The sequence below is a fragment of the Rhodoplanes sp. SY1 genome, from assembly GCF_046000175.1.
In the GTDB taxonomy this organism is placed as follows: domain Bacteria; phylum Pseudomonadota; class Alphaproteobacteria; order Rhizobiales; family Xanthobacteraceae; genus Rhodoplanes.
Genome location: NZ_JBEOMB010000028.1, coordinates 49,261 through 70,159, shown reverse-complemented (window position 1 = coordinate 70,159; position 20,899 = coordinate 49,261). Strand labels below are relative to the sequence as shown.

The window sequence follows — 20,899 nt, the reverse complement described above, 5'->3', positions numbered from 1 at the left end:
CAAGACGATGCGTTCGCTTTGACCCGGCCCGCTTCGCATGCAGAGCTTCATCCCGCCCGGCGCGGCGCGCTGCTGCGCCGGCGCGTGCCGGGACTCGTCCGACAGGACTCGCCCAACGGACTCGCCATGACCGTCATGCCCGACCTGTCGTCGCTGCAGCGCAGCACCCGCCGTCTCGACGGTCTCGTCGCCGTCGTGACCGGCGCGGCGTTCGGCCCGAAGGCGGCGCTCGGCGCCGTGTTCGCCGCGGCGCTCGCGGCCGAAGGGGCGAGCGTGGTGGTCGCCGACATCGTCGACACCGAGCCGGTCGCCGAAGCGTTGCGCGAGAAAGGCGGCCGCGCCCTCGCCGTGCCGGTCGACGTGACCGACGAGGCCGCCGTCGAGGCGATGGCGGCGGCGGCCGAGGCCGCGTTCGGCCGGCTCGACATCCTGGTCAACAACGCCGTCGTCGGCTCCAACATCCCGCCCGTGCCGCTCGCCGACCTGGACGTCGCGGCGTGGGACCGGGTGATGGCGGTGGGGCTGCGCGGCAGCTTTTTATGCGCCAAGGCGGCGGCGCCCCGGATGGCCCGCAACGGCTGGGGCAAGATCGTCAACATCGGCTCGACCACGATGCAGGAGGGCCTGCCCAACCGGCTCCATTACGTAAGCATGAAGGGCGGCGTGCTGGCGCTGACCCGCGCGCTCGCCCGCGAGCTCGGGCCGCAGGGGATCCGGGTCAACACGCTGGCGACCGGGCTGGTCGCCAATCCGGCGGCCGGCGCAGCCTTCACGGCGAAACCCGAGCTGATCACCAAGATCCGCGCCGCCCGCGCGATCCCCGAGGACGTGACGCCGGACGATCTTTCCGGCCCGCTCGTCTTCCTGTGCTCGCCCGCGAGCGACGCGATCACGGGCCAGCTCATCGTCGCCGACAAGGGCGCGCATTTCACCTGAGCAGCGTCGCCGATCGAGACCCCGATCAATCACGCGAAGGACGAGGCCATGACCGAGACAACCCCGCCGCCCGCCGCAAAGCCCCTCGTCACCAAGGCGGGCGAGAAGGAATACGTGTTCGATCTCACCTCGATCGCCGCGCTCGACGTCGGCCGCGGCTACACCTCGGCGACCGGCAAGGTGGTCGAGGGCGAGCGGATGATGTGCGGCCTGGTGCGGCTGAAGGCCGGCGAGGTGACGGAGCGGCACAGCCATCCCAACGAGCAGTGGACCTACATCATCGAGGGCGTGATGCACGCCGAGGTCGACGGCCGGACCTTCGTGGCCGGGCCGGGCACCGTGATCTATCAGCCCGGCGGCGTCGTCCATGGCGGCCATGCCGGCCCCGACGCCGACGTCGTCTTCTTCACCGTCAAGGACACGTCGCACGGCCTCTACGGCACCCGCGCCGAGAAGAAGGACTGAGACTGCTTTCGATTGTTCCGTTCTCGGCCATTCCGGGACGCAGCGAAACTGCGAGCCCGGAATCCAGCGACGAGCCTCGTCATCGACCAAACAAACAAAACGATCGGAGGACGCAGCCATGACAAGCCCGATCCGTCTCGCCGGGCGCTTCACCACCCGCCGCACCGTCTCGCGGCTCGCCGCCGCGAGCCTTCTCGCGGTCGGAACGCTCGCCGCCGGAACGCTCGCCGCCACGGCGCAGGCCTGGCCGCAGAAGCCGATCCGCATGATCGTGCCGATCGCCGCCGGCAGCGTCACCGACGTGATCCTGCGCGCCGCCGCCAACGAGCTGCAGCCGCGCCTCGGCCAGCCGATCATCATCGAGAACAAGGGCGGCGCCGCCGGCATCCTCGGCGCCACCGCCTGCGCCCAGTCGGCGCCGGACGCGCACACGTTCTGCGCCGTCTATCACAACACGATGTCGTACAATCCGCTGCTGTTCGCCAAGCTGCCCTACAATCCGGACGACATCGCGCCGGTCGGCCGGCTGTTCTTCCTGATCGAGGGCGTGTTCGTCTCGTCCGACCTCGGCGTCGCGACGGTCGCCGAGCTGAAGGCGAAGATCCAGGCGCAGCCGGGCGCGCTCAACTACGCGACGCTCGGCGAAGGCTCGCTGCCGGACCTGTTCCTGCGGTGGATGAACAACCAGTGGAACGCCAAGGTGCAGGGCATCCCCTACAAGGGCGGCGGCCCGGCCGCCCAGGCCCTGATGGCGAACGAGGCGCAGGTGACGCGCTTCGGCGTCGGCAACTTCTTGGCCGCCCTGCAGAGCGGCAAGGTGAAGGCGCTCGCCGTGTCGTCGACGACGCGCTCGCCGCTGCTGCCCGACGTGCCGACCGCGACCGAGGCCGGGATCGGCGGCTATCCGGGCATCGGCTGGTGGGGCCTCGGCGCGCCGAAGGGCACGCCGCCGGAGGCGATCGACCGCCTCGCCGCAGCGTTCAAGACACTGTTCGAGGAGCCGAAGTTCAAGGCCTTCCTCGACCAGCAGGCGGTGCTGTCGGCGCCGACCGGACCGAAGGACTTCGTCGCCTTCCTGGCCGAGGACCGCAAGGCGGCCGAGACGCTGATCCGGATCGCCGACACCAAGCCGACCGAGTACAAGGGGCAGTGAGGCGGCGGCCGCCGCGAAGGATGCCTCGTGTGTCCCGGGCGCGGCGCGACGCGCCGCGAACCGGGACCCAGGGCCACCGCCGAGGCGCCCGCCGATCGCTGTTTGAGCCGCCCCTGGGCCCCGGCTCTGCGGCGCCTCGGGCCTGTGGCCTGATGCGCCTTGTCCGGGGCACGCAGCCGAACCTTGGACAGCTTTTTCGTCATGCGCCGCGCACGGCCGGCGTCACACCACCTTGCCGGGATTGAGGATCCCGGCCGGGTCGAGCGCGGCCTTGAAGCTTCGCATCAGGTCGAGCGCGACCGGGTCCTTGATGCGCGGAAGATAGTCGCGCTTCATCACCCCGATGCCGTGCTCGGCCGAGATCGAGCCGCCGCGCGAGAGCACCTCGGCGAACACGGCGTCGGAGATCGCGTCCCAGCGCGCCAGGAACGCCGCCTTGTCGGCGCCGACCGGCTGGCTGACGTTGAAGTGGATGTTGCCGTCGCCGAGATGGCCGAACGGCACCGGCCGGCAGCCGGGGATCAGCTTCGACACCGCATCGGACGCGGCGCGGATGAAGTCCGGCACGGCGGCGACCGGCACCGAGACGTCCTGCTTGATCGAGCCACCCTCGTAGCGCTGCGCATCGGACACGAACTCGCGCAGCCGCCAGAAGGCGGCGCGGTGCTCCAGGCTCTCCGCCATCACGGCGTCGGTGACGAGATCCTGCTCCAGCGCGAGCCCCAACGTCTCTTCCAACAGCTCGCGCAGCCCGTCGCGCGCGCCCGAGGAGAGCTCGATCAGCACGTACCAGGGCGACGGGCTCGCCAGCGGGTCGCGCAGGGCGGTGCCGTGGCGGAGCGCCATGTCGAGGCAGATGCGCGCCATCAGCTCGAAGCTCGTGAGGCTCGCGCCGGCGCGCCCCTGGGCGAGACCGAAAAACGCCAGCGCCGCCTCCGGCGTGGGGACCGCGACAAAGGCGGTCTCGACCGCCTTCGGGGCCGGAAACAGCTTCAGCACGGCCGCCGTGATGACGCCGAGCGTGCCCTCGGCGCCCATGAACAGGTGCTTCAGGTCGTAACCGGTGTTGTCCTTCTTGAGCTTGTTGAGGCCGTGCCAGACGCGCCCGTCCGGCAGCACCACCTCGAGGCCGAGCACGAGGTCGCGCGCCACCCCGTAGGCGAGCGCCGCCGTGCCGCCCGCATTGGTCGAGAGATTGCCGCCGATCGTGCAGCTCCCCTCGGCGCCGAGCGACAGCGGGAACAGCCGGTCGACGCCAGCCGCGGCGGCTTGCGCGGCCTGCAGCACGACGCCCGCCTCGGCCGTCATGGTGTTGGACGCCGGGTCGATCTCGCGGATGCGGTCGAGCCGCTTGAGCGACAACAGGACCTCGCCGTCGTGCGGGATCTGGCCGCCGACCAGTCCGGTGTTGCCGCCCTGCGGCACGACCGGGACGCCCAGCTCCGTCGCGAGCCGCAGGATCGCCGCGACCTCCTCGGTCGAGCCGGGACGCAGCACCACGGGCGTCGCCCCGCGATAGAGCCCGCGCGGCTCCTCCAGATACGCGGCCTGCTCGGCCGGTTCCGTGACGGCGTGGCGCTCGCCCACGATCGCGACGAAGCGGGCGAGGGTGTCGGGAGACAGCGATGCGGGGCGCGGGGGCATGCGGGGAGCGTCCATGGGACGCGCACTCTAGCGCGTTCGGGCGACGGAGGGGATGGCGGGCACTTGTTCCCTCTCCCCGCGCGCGGGGAGAGGGTGGCTCGCCGCGCACAGCGGCGAGTCGGGTGAGGGGGCGTCTCCGAAAAGCTCGGACTCGCGGCGAGGCCCCCTCACCCGACATCCGCGCTGATCCCGCGAATGTCGACCTCTCCCCGCGCAGCGGGGAGAGGTTCACCCCGTGCGGGGAGAGGTGAAGACCCTGGCGCCGACGCTCACCCCCTGGGGGCGGCGGCGCGGGCGAGGCGGTCGGCGATGGCGGCGCCGAGCCCGTGACGGGGGATGGGCGCGACCGCGATGACGGGCGCGCCGGAGGCGTCCAGCGCACGGAGATGGGCGAACAGCGCCGCCGCCGCCTCGGCGAGGTCGCCGGACGCAGAGAGGTTGAGCACCGCGCGCGCATGCTCGGCCCCCTCCGGCACAGTCGGGCCGAACGCCAAAAGCGCCTCGCCGGGCGCGACGCTCTTGGCGCGCAGGCGCAGGAGGGCGCGCGGCGCGTAGTGCGAGCTGAGCATGCCGGGCGCGATCGGTCCCGCCTCGGGCACGACGCCCGGCCCGGGATCGCCGGCCGGGCCGCCAGCCATGGACGGCGCCGGCGGGTCGGCGACCGGGCCGCCCAGCGCCGCCTCCAGGGCTTCCTTCGGCACGCCGCCGGGGCGCAAGAGCCGCGGCGTGCCGCCGAGGCAGGCCACGATGGTCGATTCGACCCCGACCGGCGTCGCGCCGCCGTCGACCACCAGATCGATGCGGCCGGCGAGATCGCCGACCACGTGCGCGGCCGTGGTGGGGGAGACATGGCCGGAGCGATTCGCCGAGGGCGCCACCACGGGCCGGCCGCAGGCCGCGAGAATCGCCTGGGCGACCGGGTGGTCGGGCACGCGCAACGCCAGCGTCTCGAGCCCGGCGGTGGCGAGGTCGCAGACCGGGCAGCCGGGAGCTTTTTCGACGACGAGCGTCAGCGGCCCCGGCCAGAACGCGGCGGCGAGCGTCTCGGCGGCCGCGTCGGCGCGGCCGAGCGTCCATGCGGCAGCCGCATCCGGGACATGCGCGATCAGCGGATTGAAGCGCGGCCGCCCCTTGGCGGCGTAGAGGCGCGCCACCGCGGCCGCGTTGGTCGCGTCGGCGCCGAGCCCGTAGACGGTTTCCGTTGGAAAAGCCACCAGCCCGCCATCCTGCAGGATGCCCGCGGCGGTCGCGGCCGCCGCGTCCCCTGCTGCCAGGACGCGCGTGAAAATCATCGCAGTCACATCGACTCCCGTGCTTGCCGGCGCGGATTCGCTTGGCTATAAGACCGTCCTCACCGGCGGGACGGAGTGTAGCGCAGTCTGGTAGCGCACCTCGTTCGGGACGAGGGGGTCGCAGGTTCAAATCCTGCCACTCCGACCATTCCGCCGAACGACGACGCGGCACGGCCGTGGGGTTAGGCCCGCCGGCGCCTGCAAGTCAACGCACTCCTGCCATTCACGATCTCGGCTGAAGCGGCCCCGACGGGCCGGCGCCAGTCCGCATGTCCGGACCGCGCCAGGCGGAGCGCGGCGCTGCGCGAGAAAGTGTCCGGGCGGACGCGCGGGGCCGCCACACGGCGGTAACGCCTTGCGGATCGTCACCGGGCTTCCTTTATGGGGGCGGGGACATTTTCACCCTCGACCCAACCGACAAGCGAGACCCTCGTGACCCTTCGCCTCCACACCATCGTCGCCAGCACCCGCCCCGGCCGCGTCGGCCCGACCGTCGCGCACTGGTTCCACGAGCGCGCCAAGGCGCACGGCAGCTTCGACGCCCATCTGGTCGACCTGGCCGACTTCGCCCTGCCGGTCTACGACGAGCCGCATCACCCGAAGATGCAGAAATACGAGAAGGCCCACACCAAGGCGTGGAGCGACAGCGTCAAGGCGGCGGACGCCTATGTGTTCGTCACCCCGGAGTACAATTTCGGCCCCACCCCGGCGCTCCTCAACGCGCTGAACTACGTCTACTCGGAGTGGAACTACAAGCCGGCCGCCTTCGTCAGCTACGGCGGCGTCTCGGGCGGCATCCGGGCCGTGCAGATGACCAAGCAGATCCTCACCACGCTCAAGGTGATGCCGATCCTGGAGGCGGTGGTGATCCCGTTCGTCTTCCCGCAGATCAAGGAGGGCGTCTTCACGCCGAACGACATCCAGGCCGGCGCCGTCAAGGAGGTCCTGGACGAGCTGCACAAGTGGGCCGGCGCCCTGAAGCCGCTGCACGCGAAGTAGCGGCGGCAGCGAGCCCGCGCGGCAGGGATCCTCGCCGCGCGCGCATGGACACGACGACGACCCGCGAGCTCGGGGGCTCGCGGGTCTGCGGTCCGCGCCGACGCGCTCACGCCGCCTTGTCGGAGGTGGCGTCCTCCACGATCCGGCAGATGTCGGTCATGATGCGGTTGAGGTCGAAGTCCTTGGGCGTGTAGACGCCGGCGACGCCGGCGGCGAGCAGCGCCTTGGCATCGTCGGGCGGGATGATGCCGCCGACCACCACGGGGACATGCGAGGCGCCGGCCTCGCGCAGCTTCGCCAGCGTGTCGGCGACCAGCTCCATGTGCGAGCCCGACAGGATCGACAGGCCGACGACGTGGACGTCCTTGTCCCGGGCGGCGCGCGCGATATCCGCGGGCGTGAAGCGGATGCCCTCGTAGACGACGTCCATGCCGGCGTCGCGCGCCCGCACCGCGATCTGCTCGGCGCCGTTGGAGTGGCCGTCGAGGCCCGGCTTGCCGACCAGGAACTTCAGTCGCCGCCCGAGCTTGCGCGACACCCGGTCGACCTCGGCCTTGATCTCCTCGATGTTGCGCGCGTCGTTGCGCGCCGCGCCGGACACGCCGGTCGGCGCCCGGTACTCGCCGAAGCCCTCACGCAACGCAAAGGCCCATTCGCCCGTGGTGACGCCCGCCTTGGCGCAGGCGATCGAGGCCGGCATGATGTTGCGGCCCTCGATCGCGGCGCGGCGCAGCTCGGCCAGCGTCTGCGCCACCGCGTCGCCGTCGCGCGCCGCCCGCCACGCCTGCAGGCGGGCGACCTGCTCCTCCTCCACCTCGGGCGGGATGGTGATGATGGCGCCCTCGCCGGTCGGCAGCGGCGACGGCTCGGTCTCGACGAACTTGTTGACGCCGACGACGACCTGCTCGCCCGCCTCGATCAGCTCGACGCGGCGCGAGTTGGAGACGACCAGCTGCTCCTTCAGATAGCCGGTGTCGATCGCCCCGACGGCGCCGCCCATGTCGAGGATGCGGCGCAGCTCGTCGCGGGCCTCGGCCTTCAGCTCCTCGACCTTCTTCGCGATCTCGGTCGAGCCGGCGAAGATGTCGCCGTAGTCGAGCAGGTCGCTCTCGTAGGCGAGGATCTGCTGGGCGCGCAGCGACCACTGCTGATCCCACGGGGTCGGCAGGCCCAGCGCCTCGTTCCAGGCGGGCAGCTGCACGGCGCGGGCGCGAGCCGACTTCGACAGCGTCACGGCGAGCATCTGCAGGAAGATGCGGTAGACGTTGTTCTCGGGCTGCTGCTCGGTCAGGCCGAGCGAGTTCACCTGCACGCCGTAGCGGAACAGCCGCTGCTTGGGATCGCTGACGCCGTAGCGCTCGCGGGTGATCTCGTCCCACAATTCGCAGAACGCCCGCATCTTGCAGATCTCGGTGATGAACCGCATGCCGGCGTTGACGAAGAACGAGATGCGCCCGACCACCTCGCCGAAGTTCTCGATCTCGCCCGCCTCCTTCACCGAGTCGAGCACCGCGACCGCGGTCGCGAGCGCATAGGCGAGCTCCTGCACCGGCGTCGCGCCCGCCTCCTGCAGATGGTAGGAGCAGACGTTCATCGGGTTCCACTTCGGCATCTCGCGGGTCGTGAACAGGATCACGTCCTTGATCAGCCGCATCGACGGCCCGGGCGGGAACACATAGGTGCCGCGGGACAGATACTCCTTGATGATGTCGTTCTGCGTCGTGCCGGTGAGCTTTTCACGCGGCACCCCCTGCTCGTCCGCCACCGCGACGTACATGGCGAGCAGCCAGGCGGCCGTCGCGTTGATGGTCATCGACGTGTTCATCTCGCCGAGCGGGATGCCGTCGAACAGGGTGCGCATGTCGCCGATATGCGAGATCGCGACGCCCACCTTGCCGACCTCGCCGCGGGCGATCGGATGATCCGAGTCGTAGCCGGTCTGGGTCGGCAGGTCGAAGGCGACCGACAGGCCGGTCTGCCCCTTCGACAGGTTCTTGCGATAGAGAGCGTTGGACTCGCGGGCACTCGAGTGGCCCGCATAGGTCCGGATGATCCACGGCTTGTCGCGCTTCGGTGTATCGCGCATCGGTGTGTCGCGCATCGAGGACGCTCCCTGAAAACGAGTTATGACGTTCGAAATTCACGTCGCGGCGCCGGCCCGCGGCGGGCCTCGCGCCAGCGACCGGCCGTTCCGCTCTAACGACGGATCAGGCCGACCAGGACCAGCAGAATGACGGCGCCGACGACGGCGTGGAAGACCGCGCTCAGGAACCCGCCGCCCCAGAAAATCCCGAGCCGCGGCAGCAGGAAGCCGGCGATGGCGGCGCCGACGATGCCGACCGCGACATTGCCGATCAGGCCGAAGCCGACGCCGTGCACCAGCTTGCCGGCGATCCAGCCGGCCAGCGCGCCCACGATCAGCCATACCAGCAAGGACAAGCCCATGGTCCGTCCCGGTCCGAAGGCGCGGAGTCCGAATGCACGCGGACGCGCGATCCTTGTTGCACTGCGACGGGAAGGATAACGCGGCCCGCGCGGGCTGTCAGCCCGCTACCGCGACACGGCCCTGCGACTTTAGGCGACAGATCGTCCCGCCGGCGACGGCGCGGCGAGCACCGCCCCGATGCGGCGGCCTACCAGCGCGAGCGTCGCGGCGACGCCGACGAGGCCGACCGGGATGCCCAGCACCGGCAGCACCAGGAAGGCCGCCGCGACCACGGCCAGCGCCGGGCGCTCGCCGGTAAGAAACCCTGTCGACAGTGCATGGCGCAGCAGGAAGGCGAGCGCGACCGCGAGGATCGTCAGGTCGTAGAGATAGACGTAAGGGGTCGCGAGCAGCACGCCCGCGGCCAGCGTCGCCGCCTTCATCTCATACGGAATTCTCTTGTTGAGCCAGATCAGGCAGACAGCCGTCGCCGTGACGATCGCCGCCCCGATCTGCACGGTCCAGCCTAACGCGGCACTGCCGCCGCTCAGGCGGACCAGCGCGAAGACGCTCTGGAACTTGTGAAACTCGGCATCCGACCCGGACAGCAGCGCGTCCGAGGTCAGCGGCAGCCAGTGCAGGAACGCGGCCCAGCTCGCCACTCCGGCAGATGTCCCGAAGACCATCAGCGTCACGGCGCCGAGCAGCAGCGCCGTCACGGCCGCGGCCGCGATCGTGACCCATCGCCCGGTCACCAGCAGCACCAGCGGAAACAGCAGCCCGTATTGCGGCTTGTAGGTCAGAAGCCCGAGGCAGACTCCGGCCACGACCGGATGTCGCTGCAGGAGCGCGAGGGTGCCGCCGATCAGCGTCGCGGTGAGGAAGCCGTTCTGGCCCGGCACCAGGTTCGGCACGATCACCGGAAACGCCGCGCCGGCCAGCCAGCCGAGCCGGGTCGCGACGATGCCGCGCAGCGTCACCAGATAGAGCGGCAGCGTCACGGCCATCCAGGTCGCGAAGGCGGCCCAATAGGGCAGCGTGGCGAGCGCGGCGGCGACCATCAGGAAGGGCGGCGGATAGTGCCAGCCGTAATAGGCGGGCACCGGCCGGCCCAGCACCGCGTCCTCGGCGACGCGGTGGAGCGTCCAATCCCAGGCGGCGGCGGGATCGCCGGCGAGCGCCAGCTGGCCGGCCGCGTAGACCATGACGAAATCGGTGTGGACCGGCGCGCCGGATGGCGTCACGATCCAGTCGCCGCTGCCGAGCACCGCCACCATGTAGGTGAGGTTGACGATCGCGAGCGCGAAGCAGACGAGCCGCACCGGCTCGATCCCGGCCGGCTCGACCGCGCCGTCGGCAGCCGCGCAAGTGAGCGCGTGGTCAGTGAGCGCGTGGTCGGTGCTCGCGTGGTCGGTGAGCGGCGCGTCGACCAACGGCGTGACGGCCGTCGGCGCGGCGCTCGGCGGGGGCGAGACGGGGCTGCGGCCAGACGACGCGGACGGCGGGACGGCGGCGTCGATCGGAGCGGGAGCGGGCATCGCCGGCGCGGTCCTGAGCAGATAAAACGGGCGCTCGACCGGCGCAAAACGGGGCGGCGCGGCGCGGCGCTGCGGAGGATCCCCCCTCCGAATTGACGAAGGCTTAAGTCCTGCGCCGGCGCTTGCGACCGTGGTACTTATTGCGACGCGATATCCGGTGATGCACACTCGCCCGGCTTACGGGCGGACCGACTTCTCGACCGGCGGAGGAAGTGCCATGGCGGCCGTGACCCAGCTTCGATCGACCAACGAACCCAAGGACCTCTACGAGATCGGCGAAATCCCGCCGCTCGGGCATGTGCCGGCCAAGATGTATGCCTGGGCGATCCGCCGGGAGCGCCACGGCCCGCCGCAGGACGCCATGCAGGTCGAGGTGGTGCCGACCTGGCCGCTCGGCGACGAGGACGTGCTGGTCCACGTGATGGCGGGCGGCGTCAACTACAATGGCGTCTGGGCGGCGCTCGGCCAGCCGATCTCGCCGTTCGACGGCCACGGCGAGCCCTATCACATCGCCGGCTCCGACGCCTCCGGCATCGTCTGGGCGGTCGGCAGCAAGGTGCATCGCTGGAAGGTCGGCGACGAGGTGATCGTCCATTGTAATCAGGACGACGGCGAGGACGAGGAGTGCAACGGCGGCGACCCGATGTTCTCGCCCTCGCAGCGCATCTGGGGCTACGAGACGCCGGACGGCTCGTTCGCCCAGTTCTGCCGGGTGCAGTCGCGCCAGCTCCTGAAGAAGCCCGACCACCTCACCTGGGAGGAGGCGGCCTGCTACACGCTGACGCTCGCCACCGCCTATCGCATGCTGTTCGGCCATCCGCCCCACATCCTCAAGCCGGGCGACAACGTCCTCGTGTGGGGCGCCTCGGGCGGGCTCGGCGTGTTCGGCGTGCAGATCTGCGCGGCCGCCGGCGCCAACGCCATCGGCATCATCTCGGACGAGAGCAAGCGCGACTACGTGCTGCAGCTCGGCGCCAAGGGCGTGATCAACCGCAAGGACTTCAAGTGCTGGGGCCAGATGCCCCAGGTCAACACGCCCGAATACGCCGCCTGGGTGAAGGAGGCGCGGAAGTTCGGAAAGGCGATCTGGGACATCACCGGCAAGAAGGACGTCGACCTCGTGTTCGAGCATCCCGGCGAGTCGACCTTCCCGGTCTCCTGCCTGGTGGTGAAGCGCGGCGGCATGGTGGTGTTCTGCGCCGGCACCACGGGCTTCAACATCACGTTCGACGCCCGCTACGTCTGGATGCGGCAGAAGCGGGTCCAAGGCTCGCACTTCGCCCACCTCAAGCAGGCCTCGGCGGCGAACCAGTTCGTTCTCGACCACCGCATCGACCCGTGCATGAGCGAGGCCTTCTCCTGGAACGAGATCCCGCTCGCCCATCACATGATGTGGCAGAACCAGCACAAGCCCGGCAACATGGCCGTGATGGTCAACGCCCCGCAGAGGGGCCTGAAGACCTTCGAGGACGTGCTGGAGGCGGTGGGGCAGTAGGCGCGCTCTCGATCGCGCTGCGATCAGGCCGCACGATCAGGTCGATGAGGCCGTCATCTGCTCTCGATTGATTGGGCAGGGCGCCAGCGCTCCCCTCCTCCCATTCGGGCAGCGAATGGCGGGCGCGCCTACGGCGCGCCAAAGGGGTCGGGGTTGGTGGGGGGGCAGCAGCGGTGCGGCATGGTGCGGCACCATGAATGCCGGAGGAAAAAACCACGCCGCCGCGACACCCGCGTCGACCGCGCCAGAATCCTCCGTCGTGACATGACCGATACCTGCTCCTGAAGAGCGCGGCGACTCCGCTGATTGGATCGTCGGTCGCCGCGTGCCGTCATTCGCATCGTCCGTCTTTCAAACGACGTGCATTCGAGAACGCCGATTGCCCGTGACCGCGGCCACCCGTGTGTCGCCGCCGGAACAGTGCCATGGACCGTCCCGATCCCGATTTCGATCCCGTCCGCGAGGGCTTCGCCAAATGGGCGGCCGACTCGGCCTACATGCTCGATGCCTTCTGTGGCGTGATCGAGGAGTCGCGGCCGGCGACCGGGGTCGCCGAGTTCGTCCGCCGCTGCTTCGCCGACGGCGACGAGGCGCTGCCGCTCGGGCCGGTCCGCTCGGGCGCGGTCGAGCGTTGCGAGGCGCTGTCGATCGCCTTCCAGCTCCTCAACATCGTCGAGGAGAACACGGCCAACCAGATCCGCCGCCGCGCCGAGGCCCAGCGCCACGAGCGCGAGCGCGGCCTGTGGCGTCACGATCTCGGCGACCTTCTCGGCCGCGGTCACGACGAGGCGACGATCCGCGAGACGATCGCCGACACGGCGTTCGAGCCGGTGCTCACCGCCCACCCGACCGAGGCGAAGCGCTCGACCGTGCTGGAGCATCACCGCGCCGTCTATCTCCTGCTGCTGGAACGAGAGACCCGCTCGTTCACCGACATCGAGCGCGGCATCCACGCGCAGCGCCTGAAGGCGGCGCTGCAGCGGCTGTGGCGCACCGGCGAGATTCAGCTCGAGCGTCCGGCACTCGACAACGAGATCCGCACCGTCTTCCATTATCTGGAGCAGGTGTTCCCGGATGTCGTCGAGCTGCTCGACCTTCGCTTCCAGCAGGCCTGGCGCGACATCTTCGGGTCCGGCGCCGCGGCGCCGGCGCTGCCGCGGCTCGGCTTCGGCACCTGGGTCGGCGGCGACCGCGACGGCCATCCCGGCGTGACGCCCGAGGTGACGGTGCGGATGCTGGAGCGGCTGCGCGCCGGCGCGCTGCGTCTCCTGCAGACGCGGCTCGGCCAGCTCGCCCAGAAGATCAGTCTCGCGGCCGACGGCGAGGCGATCCCGTCCGGTCTTCGCGAACGTCTCGCGTCGACCGCTTCCTTGTTGGGCGAGTCGAGCCGCGCCGCGATCGCCCGCAATCCGCGCGAGCCGTGGCGGCAGATGGTGAACCTGATGATCGCGCGGCTGGAGCAGACCCGGCTCGGCCGCGACGCGCCGGGCGCCTACGCCGCGCCGGACGCGCTGGTCGAGGATCTGGTCGCGCTGGAGGCGGCGCTGGCCGAAGCCGGCGCCGCGCATGTCGCCGCGGCCGACGTACGGCCCGTCACGGCGCAGGTGCGGGTGTTCGGCTTCCACTTCGCCCGGCTCGACCTGCGCCAGAACAGCTCCTATCACGACCGCGCCATCGCCGGCCTGCTCGCCGCCGCCGGCCTGCCGCGCACCGACTATCCGGAGTGGAGCGAGGCCGAGAAGCTCGCCTTCCTGAACGCCGAGCTGAAGAGCCCGCGGCCGTTCACGGGCGTCCACACCCGGCTCGACGGCGAGGCCGACATGACGGTGCGGATGCTGCACGGGCTGCGCGGCCACATCGAGCGGCACGGCGCCGACGGCATCGGCCCGATGGTGGTCAGCATGACGCGCGGCGTCGCCGACCTGCTCGCCATGTATCTGCTCGCCCGCGAGGGCGGGCTGCTGGTCGAGACGGCCCTCGGCCCCGCCTGCATGCTGCCGGTGGTGCCGCTGTTCGAGACCATCGACGATCTTTCCGCCTGCGACACCATCCTGGACGGCTTCCTGTCACATCCCGTGACCAAGGCGACGCTGGAGCATATCCGCGTGCGGGACGGCCGGGCGACGCCGGAATGCGGCGTCACGCTCGGCTACAGCGACTCCAACAAGGACGGCGGGATTCTCGCGAGCCACTGGGGTCTGCATCGCGCCGAGGAGCGGCTCGCCGCCGTCGCGTGCGGGCACGGCGTGCGGATCGCCTTCTTCCACGGCCGCGGCGGCACCATCGGGCGCGGCGCCGGGCCGACGCATGCCTTCCTGGACGCGCTGCCGGCCGGCACCCTCCAAGGTCGGTTGCGGGTCACCGAGCAGGGCGAGATGATCGCCCAGCAATACGCCAACCGCGTCACCGCGACGTTCCATCTGGAGCGCTTTCTCGCGGGCGTCACCCGCACCTCGCTCCTGCATCGCGGCGGGCCGGTGCCGCCGCATCCGCTCCGCGACGTCTGGCAGGAGGTGGTGACGCGCAGCTACGAGGCGTACCGGACGCTGATCGGCGCCGACGGCTTCGTCGACTTCTTCCGCGCCGCGACCCCGATCGACGCCATCGAGCAGGCCCGCATCGGCTCGCGCCCGAGCCGCCGCACCGGCCGCACCGCGATCGCCGATCTGCGCGCGATCCCGTGGGTGTTCTCGTGGAGCCAGGCGCGCTTCCACCTGCCCGGCTGGTACGGCGTCGGCAGCGCCCTCGACGGGCTGCGCCGCGAGCGCCCCGACGACTTCGCGGCGATCCGGGCCGTGCTGCCGCGCTGGCGCTTTCTCGGCTACGTGCTCCACAATGTCGAGGCGAGCCTGATGATGGCGGACCCCGAGATCATGGGGCTCTACGCCGCGCTGGTCGAGGACGAGGCGCTGCGCGATCGCATCATGGCGACGATCCTGGCCGAGCACGCCCGCACCCGCGATGCCGTGGCGGCGCTGTTCGGCGCGCCCGTGGAGGAGCGCCGCCCGCGCATCCTGCGGATCACCCGGATGCGGGCGCGCGGTCTCGACTGGCTGCACCGCGAGCAGGTGCGCCTCCTGCGCCGCTACCGCGCCGCCCCCGACCCGAAGACACCCGACGCGGCGACGCTCGACGCGCTCCTGCTCACCGTCAACGCCATCGCCATGGGCCAGAAGACCACGGGGTGATCCGACATGCTCCGGCGGCGCATGCCGAGGGATGAAACGTCTCTCCCGATGCTCGGCCTCGCGCCCCGGACAAGGCGCGGCAGGCCGAAGGCCTGGCGCGTCGCAGAGCCGGGGCCCAGAGGCCGCACGACGGGCCGCACGACGGGCCGCACACGACGGGCCGCACGGCAAAGCGTTCGCCGGCCGCCTCGCTCGATCGCCCCTGGGTCCCGGTTCGCGGCGCGTCGCGCCGCGCCCGGGACACGAGGCCTTTGCCGAGGCGACGCAGCGGACCTGCGAGTGTCCGGCTCCCAGCCCCGACTTTCGGCGCGACGCAGCGTCGCGGGCTGGCACATTGCCTGCATGAGATTCGCCCGGCACAGGAGACCGCGTCACCCCCGGCGCAAGCCCTTCGGCCACAGGCAGTCCCGATGAACGCTCCCGCTCCGCTGCGCGACGAGTTCGCCAAATGGTCGGCCGACTTCGACGCCCTGCTCGACGTCTTCTGCGAGGTCGTCGAGGAGCACCGGCCGGCGGCCGGCGTCGCCGGCTTCGTGCGCGGCTGCTTCGAGGCGACCGACGGGCCGCTATCCGACGACGGCCGGGACGGCGCGCTCGCCCGCTGCCAGGCGCTGTCGATCGCCTTCCAGCTCCTCAACATCGTCGAGGAGAACACGGCGAACCAGATGCGCCGCCGCGCCGAGGGCCGCCGCCACGAGCGCGAGCCCGGCCTGTGGCGCCACGACCTCGGCGACCTGCAGGGCCGCGGCCACGACGAGGCGAGCATCCGCCGCACCATCGCGAACGCCTCGCTGGAGCCGGTGCTGACCGCGCATCCGACCGAGGCGAAGCGCGCCACCGTGCTGGAGCATCACCGCGCCCTCTACCTGATGCTACTCGAACGTGAGACCCGCTCGTTCACCGAGATCGAGCTCGGCATCTATCGCCGCCGCCTGCGCGCCGCCCTGCAACGGCTGTGGCGCACCGGCGAGATCCTCTTGGAGCGGCCCGACGTCGAGAGCGAGATCCGCACCGTCCTGCACTACATGGAGACGGTGTTTCCGGACGTCGTCGAGCTTTTGGATCTGCGCTTCCAGGAGGCCTGGAGCGACACGTTCGGCAGCCCCCCGCCGGCGCTGCCGCGGCTCGGCTTCGCGACCTGGGTGGGCGGCGACCGCGACGGCCACCCGTTCGTCACCACCGCGGTGACGATGGGCATGCTGACGCGGCTGCGCGCCGGGGCGCTCGCGCTCCTGCACGCCCGCCTCTCGGCGCTCGCGGTGCGCATCAGCCTCGCCGGCAACGGCGACGACGTGCCGGCGGCGCTGCGCCGCCGCCTCGACGAGACCGCGGCGCTGATCGGCCCCGAGAGCGGCGCGGCACTCGCCCGCAACCGCGGCGAGCCGTGGCGCCAGATGGTGAACCTGATCCTCATGCGGATCGCGCGCACCCGCGACCACGCCGCCGGCGGCTACGAGGCCGCGGCCGAGCTGGTCGCCGACCTGGAGGTCCTGGAGGCGGCCGTGAGCGAGGCCGGCGCGCCCGACATCGCCACCACGGACGTGCGGCCCGTGACGGCGCAGGCGCGCGTCTTCGGCTTCCATTTCGCCCGTCTCGACGTCCGCCAGAACTCCGCCTTCCACGACCGCGCCGTCGCCGGCCTGCTCGCCGCCGCCGGCCATCGCCGCACCGACTATCCGGACTGGAGCGAGGCCGAGAAGCTCGCCTTCCTGGAGCGCGAGCTGACCAGCCCCCGCCCGTTCACGGGCGACCACACGTCGCTCAGTGGCGAGGCCGAGGCGACCGTGTCGCTTCTGCGCGCGCTGCGCCGCCATCTCCTCGCGCACGGGCCGGACGGGCTCGGCCCGCTGGTGATCAGCATGACGCGCAGCGTCTCGGATCTGCTCACGCCCTATCTGCTGGCGCGCGAGGCCGGCCTGCTGATCGAGACGCCGCAAGGGCCGGCCTCGATGATCCCGGTGGTGCCGCTGTTCGAGACCATCGCGGACCTGGCCCGCTGCGACACCATCTTCGACGCCTTCCTGGCGCATCCGATCACCCGCGCGACGCTCACTTATCTGCGCCTGCGCGACGGCAAGGCGGTGCCGGAATGCACCGTGATGCTCGGCTACAGCGACTCCAACAAGGACGGCGGCATTCTGGCCAGCCATTGGGGCCTGCATCTCGCCGAGGAGCGGCTCGCCGCGGTCGGCAGGGCGCATGGCGTGCGGGTCGAGTTCTTCCACGGCCGCGGCGGCACCATCGGCCGCGGCGCCGGGCCGACGCACGCCTTCCTCGACGCGCTGCCGCCCGGCAGCCTGACCGGACGGATGCGCGTCACCGAGCAGGGCGAGGTGATCTCGCAGCAATACGCCAACCGCGTCACCGCGACGTTCCATCTCGAGCGGCTGCTCGCCGGCGTGGTGCGCACGACGATGCTGCACGCCGCCGGCCCGGTGCCGCCGCACCCGCTGCGCGGCCTGTGGCAGGAGGTGGTGGACGAGAGCTTCACGGCCTATCGGCGCCTCGTCGAGACCGACGGCTTCATCGACTTCTTCCGCGCCGCGACGCCGATCGACGCCATCGAGCAGGCCCGCATCGGCTCGCGGCCGAGCCGCCGCACCGGCCGCGCGACGCTCGCCGATCTGCGCGCCATCCCGTGGGTGTTCTCGTGGAGCCAGGCGCGCTTCCATCTGCCCGGCTGGTACGGGGTCGGCAGCGCCATCGCGTGGCTGCAACGCGAGCGCCCCGACGGCTTCGAGCAAATCCGGACCGTGCTGCCGCGCTGGCGCTTCCTCGTCTACGTGCTCCACAATGTCGAGGCGAGCCTCCTCATGGCAAACCCCGCCATGATGACGCTCTATGCCTCGCTGGTCGAGGACGAGGCACTGCGTGACACCATGATGGCGAGCATCGTCGAGGAGCACGAGCGCACCCGCGCCGCCGTCGCGGCGCTGTTCCCGGCCCCGCCCGAGGAGCGCCGGCCGCGCTTCCTGCGCACCATCGAGATGCGGGCCCGCGGCCTCACCTGGCTGCATCACGAGCAGGTGCGCCTGCTGCGCCGCCACCGCGCCGCCCCCGACGAGGCGACGCTCGACGCTCTCCTCCTCACCGTCAACGCCATCGCGATGGGCCAGAAGACCACGGGGTGAGGAGCGGGTTCGTCATTCCGGGGCGGCGCGTCAGCGCCGAACCCGGAATCCAGCCGCGAGTCCAGAGATTGCCGCTGGATTCCGGGTTTGCGGCTTCGCCGCGCCCCGGAATGACCGGCGACTGATCAACCGAACCTCGAAGCTCACCCCTTCGGAAACCCGAAAAACTCGGTCGGGTTGTCGACCAGCATCAGCTGGCGGGTGCGCTCGTCCTCGGCGATCTGCGGGATCAGGTCGACGAGCTCGCCGTCGTTGGGCATGAAGCGCGAGATGTTGGGGTGCGGCCAGTCGGTGCCCCACAGGACGCGCTGCGGCGCGTGCCGGGCCAGCGCGCGGGCGAGCGCGACCGCGTCGGCGAAGGGCGGGCCGGCCCGCGAGATGCGGTCGACCCCGGACAGCTTCACCCAGATGGTGCCGCGGTCGAGCAGCCGCTTGAGCGCCCCGAAGGCGAAGCCCGACGTGCCCTCGGCGACGTCGACGCGGCCGACATGGTCGATCACCACCTTGGCCTTGATCGACGTGATCAGGTCGAGGCTGTCGAGCAGCTCCTTGCCGGTGACGTGGACCTCGACGTGCCAGCCGAACGGCGCGACCTTCTCCATCACGGCCTTCATCCCGTCGAGCGACGGCCGGCCGCCGAGATGGGACAGGAAGTTGAAGCGCACGCCGCACACGCCGGCCGCGTCCAGGCGTGCGATCTCGTCGGCCGGCGTGTCGGGATCGAGCAGCGCGACACCCCGATAGCGCCCGTCCGTGGTCGCCAGGAGATCGAGCAGCGCCCGGTGGTCGGTGCCGTGGCAGGTCGACTGCACGAAGACGCCACGCTCGAAGCCGAGGAAGCGGTGCAGCGCCAGCAGCGTCTCCTTCGGCTGGTCGTGCGGCGTGAACGGCCGCTTCGGCGCATAGGGGAACACGTCCCCCGGGCCGAAGACGTGGAAATGCGAGTCGCAGGCGCCTTGCGGCGGGACGTAGGTGGGCTTTCTCGGATGAGGATCGGGCGGCGGGCAGGTCGGCTCCGGGCTCGGCTGTCGGACCGCATTGGTCGTCGGACTCATGCTCGCCTCCCGCAGGTTGGCGGCTCGTATCGGCCGTCCTGATAGGAGCATACCCCAGAACGGCTGGTCCGGCGACGGCATCGCGCCCTTGGCGAGTGGACTTTCGGTCGCGGTCGGCGCGACCCGGCGCGTGACGTTTTCTCACACCGCGGCGATCGGAGACGCATTGGCCGAGTTCGGCCCGACAGGCGCGAACGCCGCCCTCATGGTGAGGAGCGCTCCGAAGGAGCGCGTCTCGAACCATGCAGCCCGGACGGCCCTTTCGACGTCATCGCCGGGCTTCGACCCGGCGATCCATCTCTCCGCGACAAAGCACTTCTTCGGCGAAGCTGATGGATGCGCGGGTCGAGCCCGCGCATGACGAGTCCCGGTTCGTGCCGACCCGCGTCACATCTGCACGCCCTTGTCGGCGAAGTACTTCAGCGCGCCGGGGTGCCAGGGGATCGAGGAATTGGCCTTGAGCTGGTTCTTGTAGTCGATGCTCGCGGCCTCCTTGTGGACGGCCACGAGGTCGGGCTTCTTGTCGAAGATCGCCTTGACGATGTCGTAAGCCATCTGGTCCGTCATCTTGTCGCTGGTGACCAGCACGTTCCACACCACCGAGATCTTGTTGTCCTTGTCCTGGCCCGGATAGGTGCCGGCCTTGATGGTGTCGGCCGCGTAGAGCTTGCCGTGCTTGGCGTTCATCTTGTCGACCACCTCCGAATGGTCGATCATCTTGATCTTGACGCCCGGGGTCGCGCCGAGATCCGTCACGGCGGCGGTCGGCAGGCCGCCGACCCAGAAGAAGGCGTCGATCTTGCGATCCTTGATGGCGTTGACCGACTCGGCGACGCCGAGCCGCTCGCGCTTCATGTCCTTGTCCTTGTCGAGCCCGGCCGCCTCGATGACGCGGAACGCCATCACCTCGGTGGCGCTGCCGGGTGAGCCGGTGGAGACGCGCTTGCCCTTGAGGTCGGCCATCGTCTCGATGCCGGTGCCCTCGACCGTCACGACATGCATGCGGTTCGGGTAGAGCACCAGGAGGGTGCGGACGTCGATCTTGTTGCCCTTGAACTTGTCCTGGCCCTGCAGTGCGTCGAGCGCCGCGTCGGCCATCGAGAAGCCGACCTCGCTCTGGCCGGAGCCGATCAGCTTGAGATTGTCGACCGAGCCGCCCGTCACCTCGGCGGTCGCCTGGACGTCGGGCAGCGTCTTCGACAGCACGGCGGCGAGCCCGCCGCCCATCGGATAGTAGACGCCGCCGGTGCCGCCGGTGCCGATCGCGATGGTCTTCTGCTGGGCGACCGCGGTGCCGGCGGCGACGAGCGCGAGCGCCGCCGCACCGGCGACGGCGCGGCGGAGTGTCAGGCGGCGGATTTTGATCGTCATGGCGTTCTCCCTTGATGGTCAGGCTTCTTCCGTCGTCTGTCGCGACGGCATTCAGGTGGTCTCATGCAGGCGGCTTCATGCGAGCAGAGCGGTGTCCACCGACGTCGACCCACACTCCGTTCGTTCCCGCGCACGCGGAAATCCAGGGCGTCACGTTCTGCGGCCGCTGGGTCCCCGCCTTCGCGGGAACGAGCGGACCTCGGGGCC

At 70.9% G+C, this 20,899-nt stretch carries 14 protein-coding genes and 1 tRNA gene; 8 read left to right on the top strand and 7 right to left on the bottom strand.

The annotated features are described in order from the left end of the window. Positions 1-126: 126 nt before the first annotated feature. The 3 genes from ABTU92_RS09075 (at position 127) to ABTU92_RS09065 (ending at position 2,554) form a co-directional block, all read left to right on the top strand. A complete protein-coding gene (locus tag ABTU92_RS09075) occupies positions 127-936 on the top strand; it encodes an SDR family NAD(P)-dependent oxidoreductase (RefSeq protein ID WP_408089779.1) in 810 nt (269 codons plus the stop codon). Positions 937-984: 48 nt separating this feature from the next. Next, a complete protein-coding gene (locus tag ABTU92_RS09070) occupies positions 985-1,401 on the top strand; it encodes a cupin domain-containing protein (RefSeq protein ID WP_408089777.1) in 417 nt (138 codons plus the stop codon). 118 nt (positions 1,402-1,519) lie between these two features. Further along, the gene (locus ABTU92_RS09065) at positions 1,520-2,554 is read left to right on the top strand and encodes a Bug family tripartite tricarboxylate transporter substrate binding protein (RefSeq protein ID WP_408089775.1); all 1,035 of its coding nucleotides are present in this window, start codon (positions 1,520-1,522) and stop codon (positions 2,552-2,554) included. A gap of 222 nt (positions 2,555-2,776) precedes the next feature. Here ABTU92_RS09065 and ABTU92_RS09060 read toward each other — a convergent pair whose 3' ends face one another. Beyond that, positions 2,777-4,198, bottom strand: coding sequence for an FAD-binding oxidoreductase (locus ABTU92_RS09060; RefSeq protein WP_408089773.1), 1,422 nt, complete (start codon positions 4,196-4,198; stop codon positions 2,777-2,779). 269 nt (positions 4,199-4,467) lie between these two features. Further along, positions 4,468-5,490 (bottom strand): L-threonylcarbamoyladenylate synthase, encoded by a 1,023-nt coding sequence (locus ABTU92_RS09055; RefSeq protein WP_408089771.1) that lies wholly within the window; start codon positions 5,488-5,490, stop codon positions 4,468-4,470. A 71-nt stretch (positions 5,491-5,561) separates the two neighbouring features. Here ABTU92_RS09055 and ABTU92_RS09050 point away from each other — a divergent pair. Continuing rightward, a tRNA-Pro gene (locus ABTU92_RS09050) sits at positions 5,562-5,638 on the top strand. Between the two features lie 284 nt (positions 5,639-5,922). Continuing rightward, positions 5,923-6,489: an NADPH-dependent FMN reductase gene (locus ABTU92_RS09045; protein WP_408089769.1), complete on the top strand. Its 567-nt coding sequence runs from the start codon at positions 5,923-5,925 to the stop codon at positions 6,487-6,489. 106 nt (positions 6,490-6,595) lie between these two features. On the opposite strand, the gene ABTU92_RS09040 is transcribed toward ABTU92_RS09045, so the two are convergent. The 3 genes from ABTU92_RS09040 to ABTU92_RS09030 form a co-directional block, all read right to left on the bottom strand. Continuing rightward, the gene (locus tag ABTU92_RS09040) at positions 6,596-8,590 is read right to left on the bottom strand and encodes a methylmalonyl-CoA mutase family protein (RefSeq protein ID WP_408089767.1); all 1,995 of its coding nucleotides are present in this window, start codon (positions 8,588-8,590) and stop codon (positions 6,596-6,598) included. Positions 8,591-8,685: 95 nt separating this feature from the next. Beyond that, positions 8,686-8,934 carry a GlsB/YeaQ/YmgE family stress response membrane protein gene (locus ABTU92_RS09035; RefSeq protein WP_408089765.1) on the bottom strand — a complete coding sequence of 83 codons (249 nt, stop codon included), beginning with the start codon at positions 8,932-8,934 and terminating at the stop codon, positions 8,686-8,688. A gap of 129 nt (positions 8,935-9,063) precedes the next feature. After that, positions 9,064-10,452, bottom strand: coding sequence for a glycosyltransferase family 87 protein (locus tag ABTU92_RS09030; protein WP_408089763.1), 1,389 nt, complete (start codon positions 10,450-10,452; stop codon positions 9,064-9,066). 217 nt (positions 10,453-10,669) lie between these two features. Here ABTU92_RS09030 and ccrA point away from each other — a divergent pair, with 217 nt between their 5' ends. The 3 genes from ccrA to ABTU92_RS09015 all read left to right on the top strand — a co-directional run bounded on the left by ccrA (position 10,670) and on the right by ABTU92_RS09015 (position 18,266). Next, positions 10,670-11,947: a crotonyl-CoA carboxylase/reductase gene (gene ccrA / locus ABTU92_RS09025; RefSeq protein WP_408089761.1), complete on the top strand. Its 1,278-nt coding sequence runs from the start codon at positions 10,670-10,672 to the stop codon at positions 11,945-11,947. 425 nt (positions 11,948-12,372) lie between these two features. Continuing rightward, positions 12,373-15,135 carry a phosphoenolpyruvate carboxylase gene (locus ABTU92_RS09020; protein WP_408089759.1) on the top strand — a complete coding sequence of 921 codons (2,763 nt, stop codon included), beginning with the start codon at positions 12,373-12,375 and terminating at the stop codon, positions 15,133-15,135. 410 nt (positions 15,136-15,545) lie between these two features. Next, a complete protein-coding gene (locus tag ABTU92_RS09015; protein WP_408089757.1) occupies positions 15,546-18,266 on the top strand; it encodes a phosphoenolpyruvate carboxylase in 2,721 nt (906 codons plus the stop codon). A gap of 143 nt (positions 18,267-18,409) precedes the next feature. Here the strand turns inward: ABTU92_RS09015 and ABTU92_RS09010 are convergent, their stop codons facing one another. Together ABTU92_RS09010 and ABTU92_RS09005 are read right to left on the bottom strand one after the other, a co-directional pair. After that, on the bottom strand, positions 18,410-19,321 hold the full coding sequence (locus tag ABTU92_RS09010) for an amidohydrolase family protein (protein ID WP_408089755.1): 912 nt from the start codon (positions 19,319-19,321) through the stop codon (positions 18,410-18,412). A 387-nt stretch (positions 19,322-19,708) separates the two neighbouring features. Then, positions 19,709-20,692, bottom strand: coding sequence for a TAXI family TRAP transporter solute-binding subunit (locus ABTU92_RS09005; protein ID WP_408089753.1), 984 nt, complete (start codon positions 20,690-20,692; stop codon positions 19,709-19,711). Between the last annotated feature and the right edge of the window lie 207 nt (positions 20,693-20,899).

Coding starts and splice junctions, on each gene's coding strand:
- ABTU92_RS09035 (WP_408089765.1), bottom strand. CDS start 8,934: ATGGGCTTGTCCTTGCTGGTATGGCTGATCGTGGGCGCGCTGGCCGGC.
- ABTU92_RS09015 (WP_408089757.1), top strand. CDS start 15,546: ATGAACGCTCCCGCTCCGCTGCGCGACGAGTTCGCCAAATGGTCGGCC.
- ABTU92_RS09005 (WP_408089753.1), bottom strand. CDS start 20,692: ATGACGATCAAAATCCGCCGCCTGACACTCCGCCGCGCCGTCGCCGGT.
- ABTU92_RS09040 (WP_408089767.1), bottom strand. CDS start 8,590: ATGCGCGACACACCGATGCGCGATACACCGAAGCGCGACAAGCCGTGG.
- ABTU92_RS09060 (WP_408089773.1), bottom strand. CDS start 4,198: ATGCCCCCGCGCCCCGCATCGCTGTCTCCCGACACCCTCGCCCGCTTC.
- ABTU92_RS09065 (WP_408089775.1), top strand. CDS start 1,520: ATGACAAGCCCGATCCGTCTCGCCGGGCGCTTCACCACCCGCCGCACC.
- ABTU92_RS09030 (WP_408089763.1), bottom strand. CDS start 10,452: ATGCCCGCTCCCGCTCCGATCGACGCCGCCGTCCCGCCGTCCGCGTCG.
- ABTU92_RS09010 (WP_408089755.1), bottom strand. CDS start 19,321: ATGAGTCCGACGACCAATGCGGTCCGACAGCCGAGCCCGGAGCCGACC.
- ABTU92_RS09020 (WP_408089759.1), top strand. CDS start 12,373: ATGGACCGTCCCGATCCCGATTTCGATCCCGTCCGCGAGGGCTTCGCC.
- ABTU92_RS09055 (WP_408089771.1), bottom strand. CDS start 5,490: ATGATTTTCACGCGCGTCCTGGCAGCAGGGGACGCGGCGGCCGCGACC.
- ccrA (WP_408089761.1), top strand. CDS start 10,670: ATGGCGGCCGTGACCCAGCTTCGATCGACCAACGAACCCAAGGACCTC.
- ABTU92_RS09075 (WP_408089779.1), top strand. CDS start 127: ATGACCGTCATGCCCGACCTGTCGTCGCTGCAGCGCAGCACCCGCCGT.
- ABTU92_RS09070 (WP_408089777.1), top strand. CDS start 985: ATGACCGAGACAACCCCGCCGCCCGCCGCAAAGCCCCTCGTCACCAAG.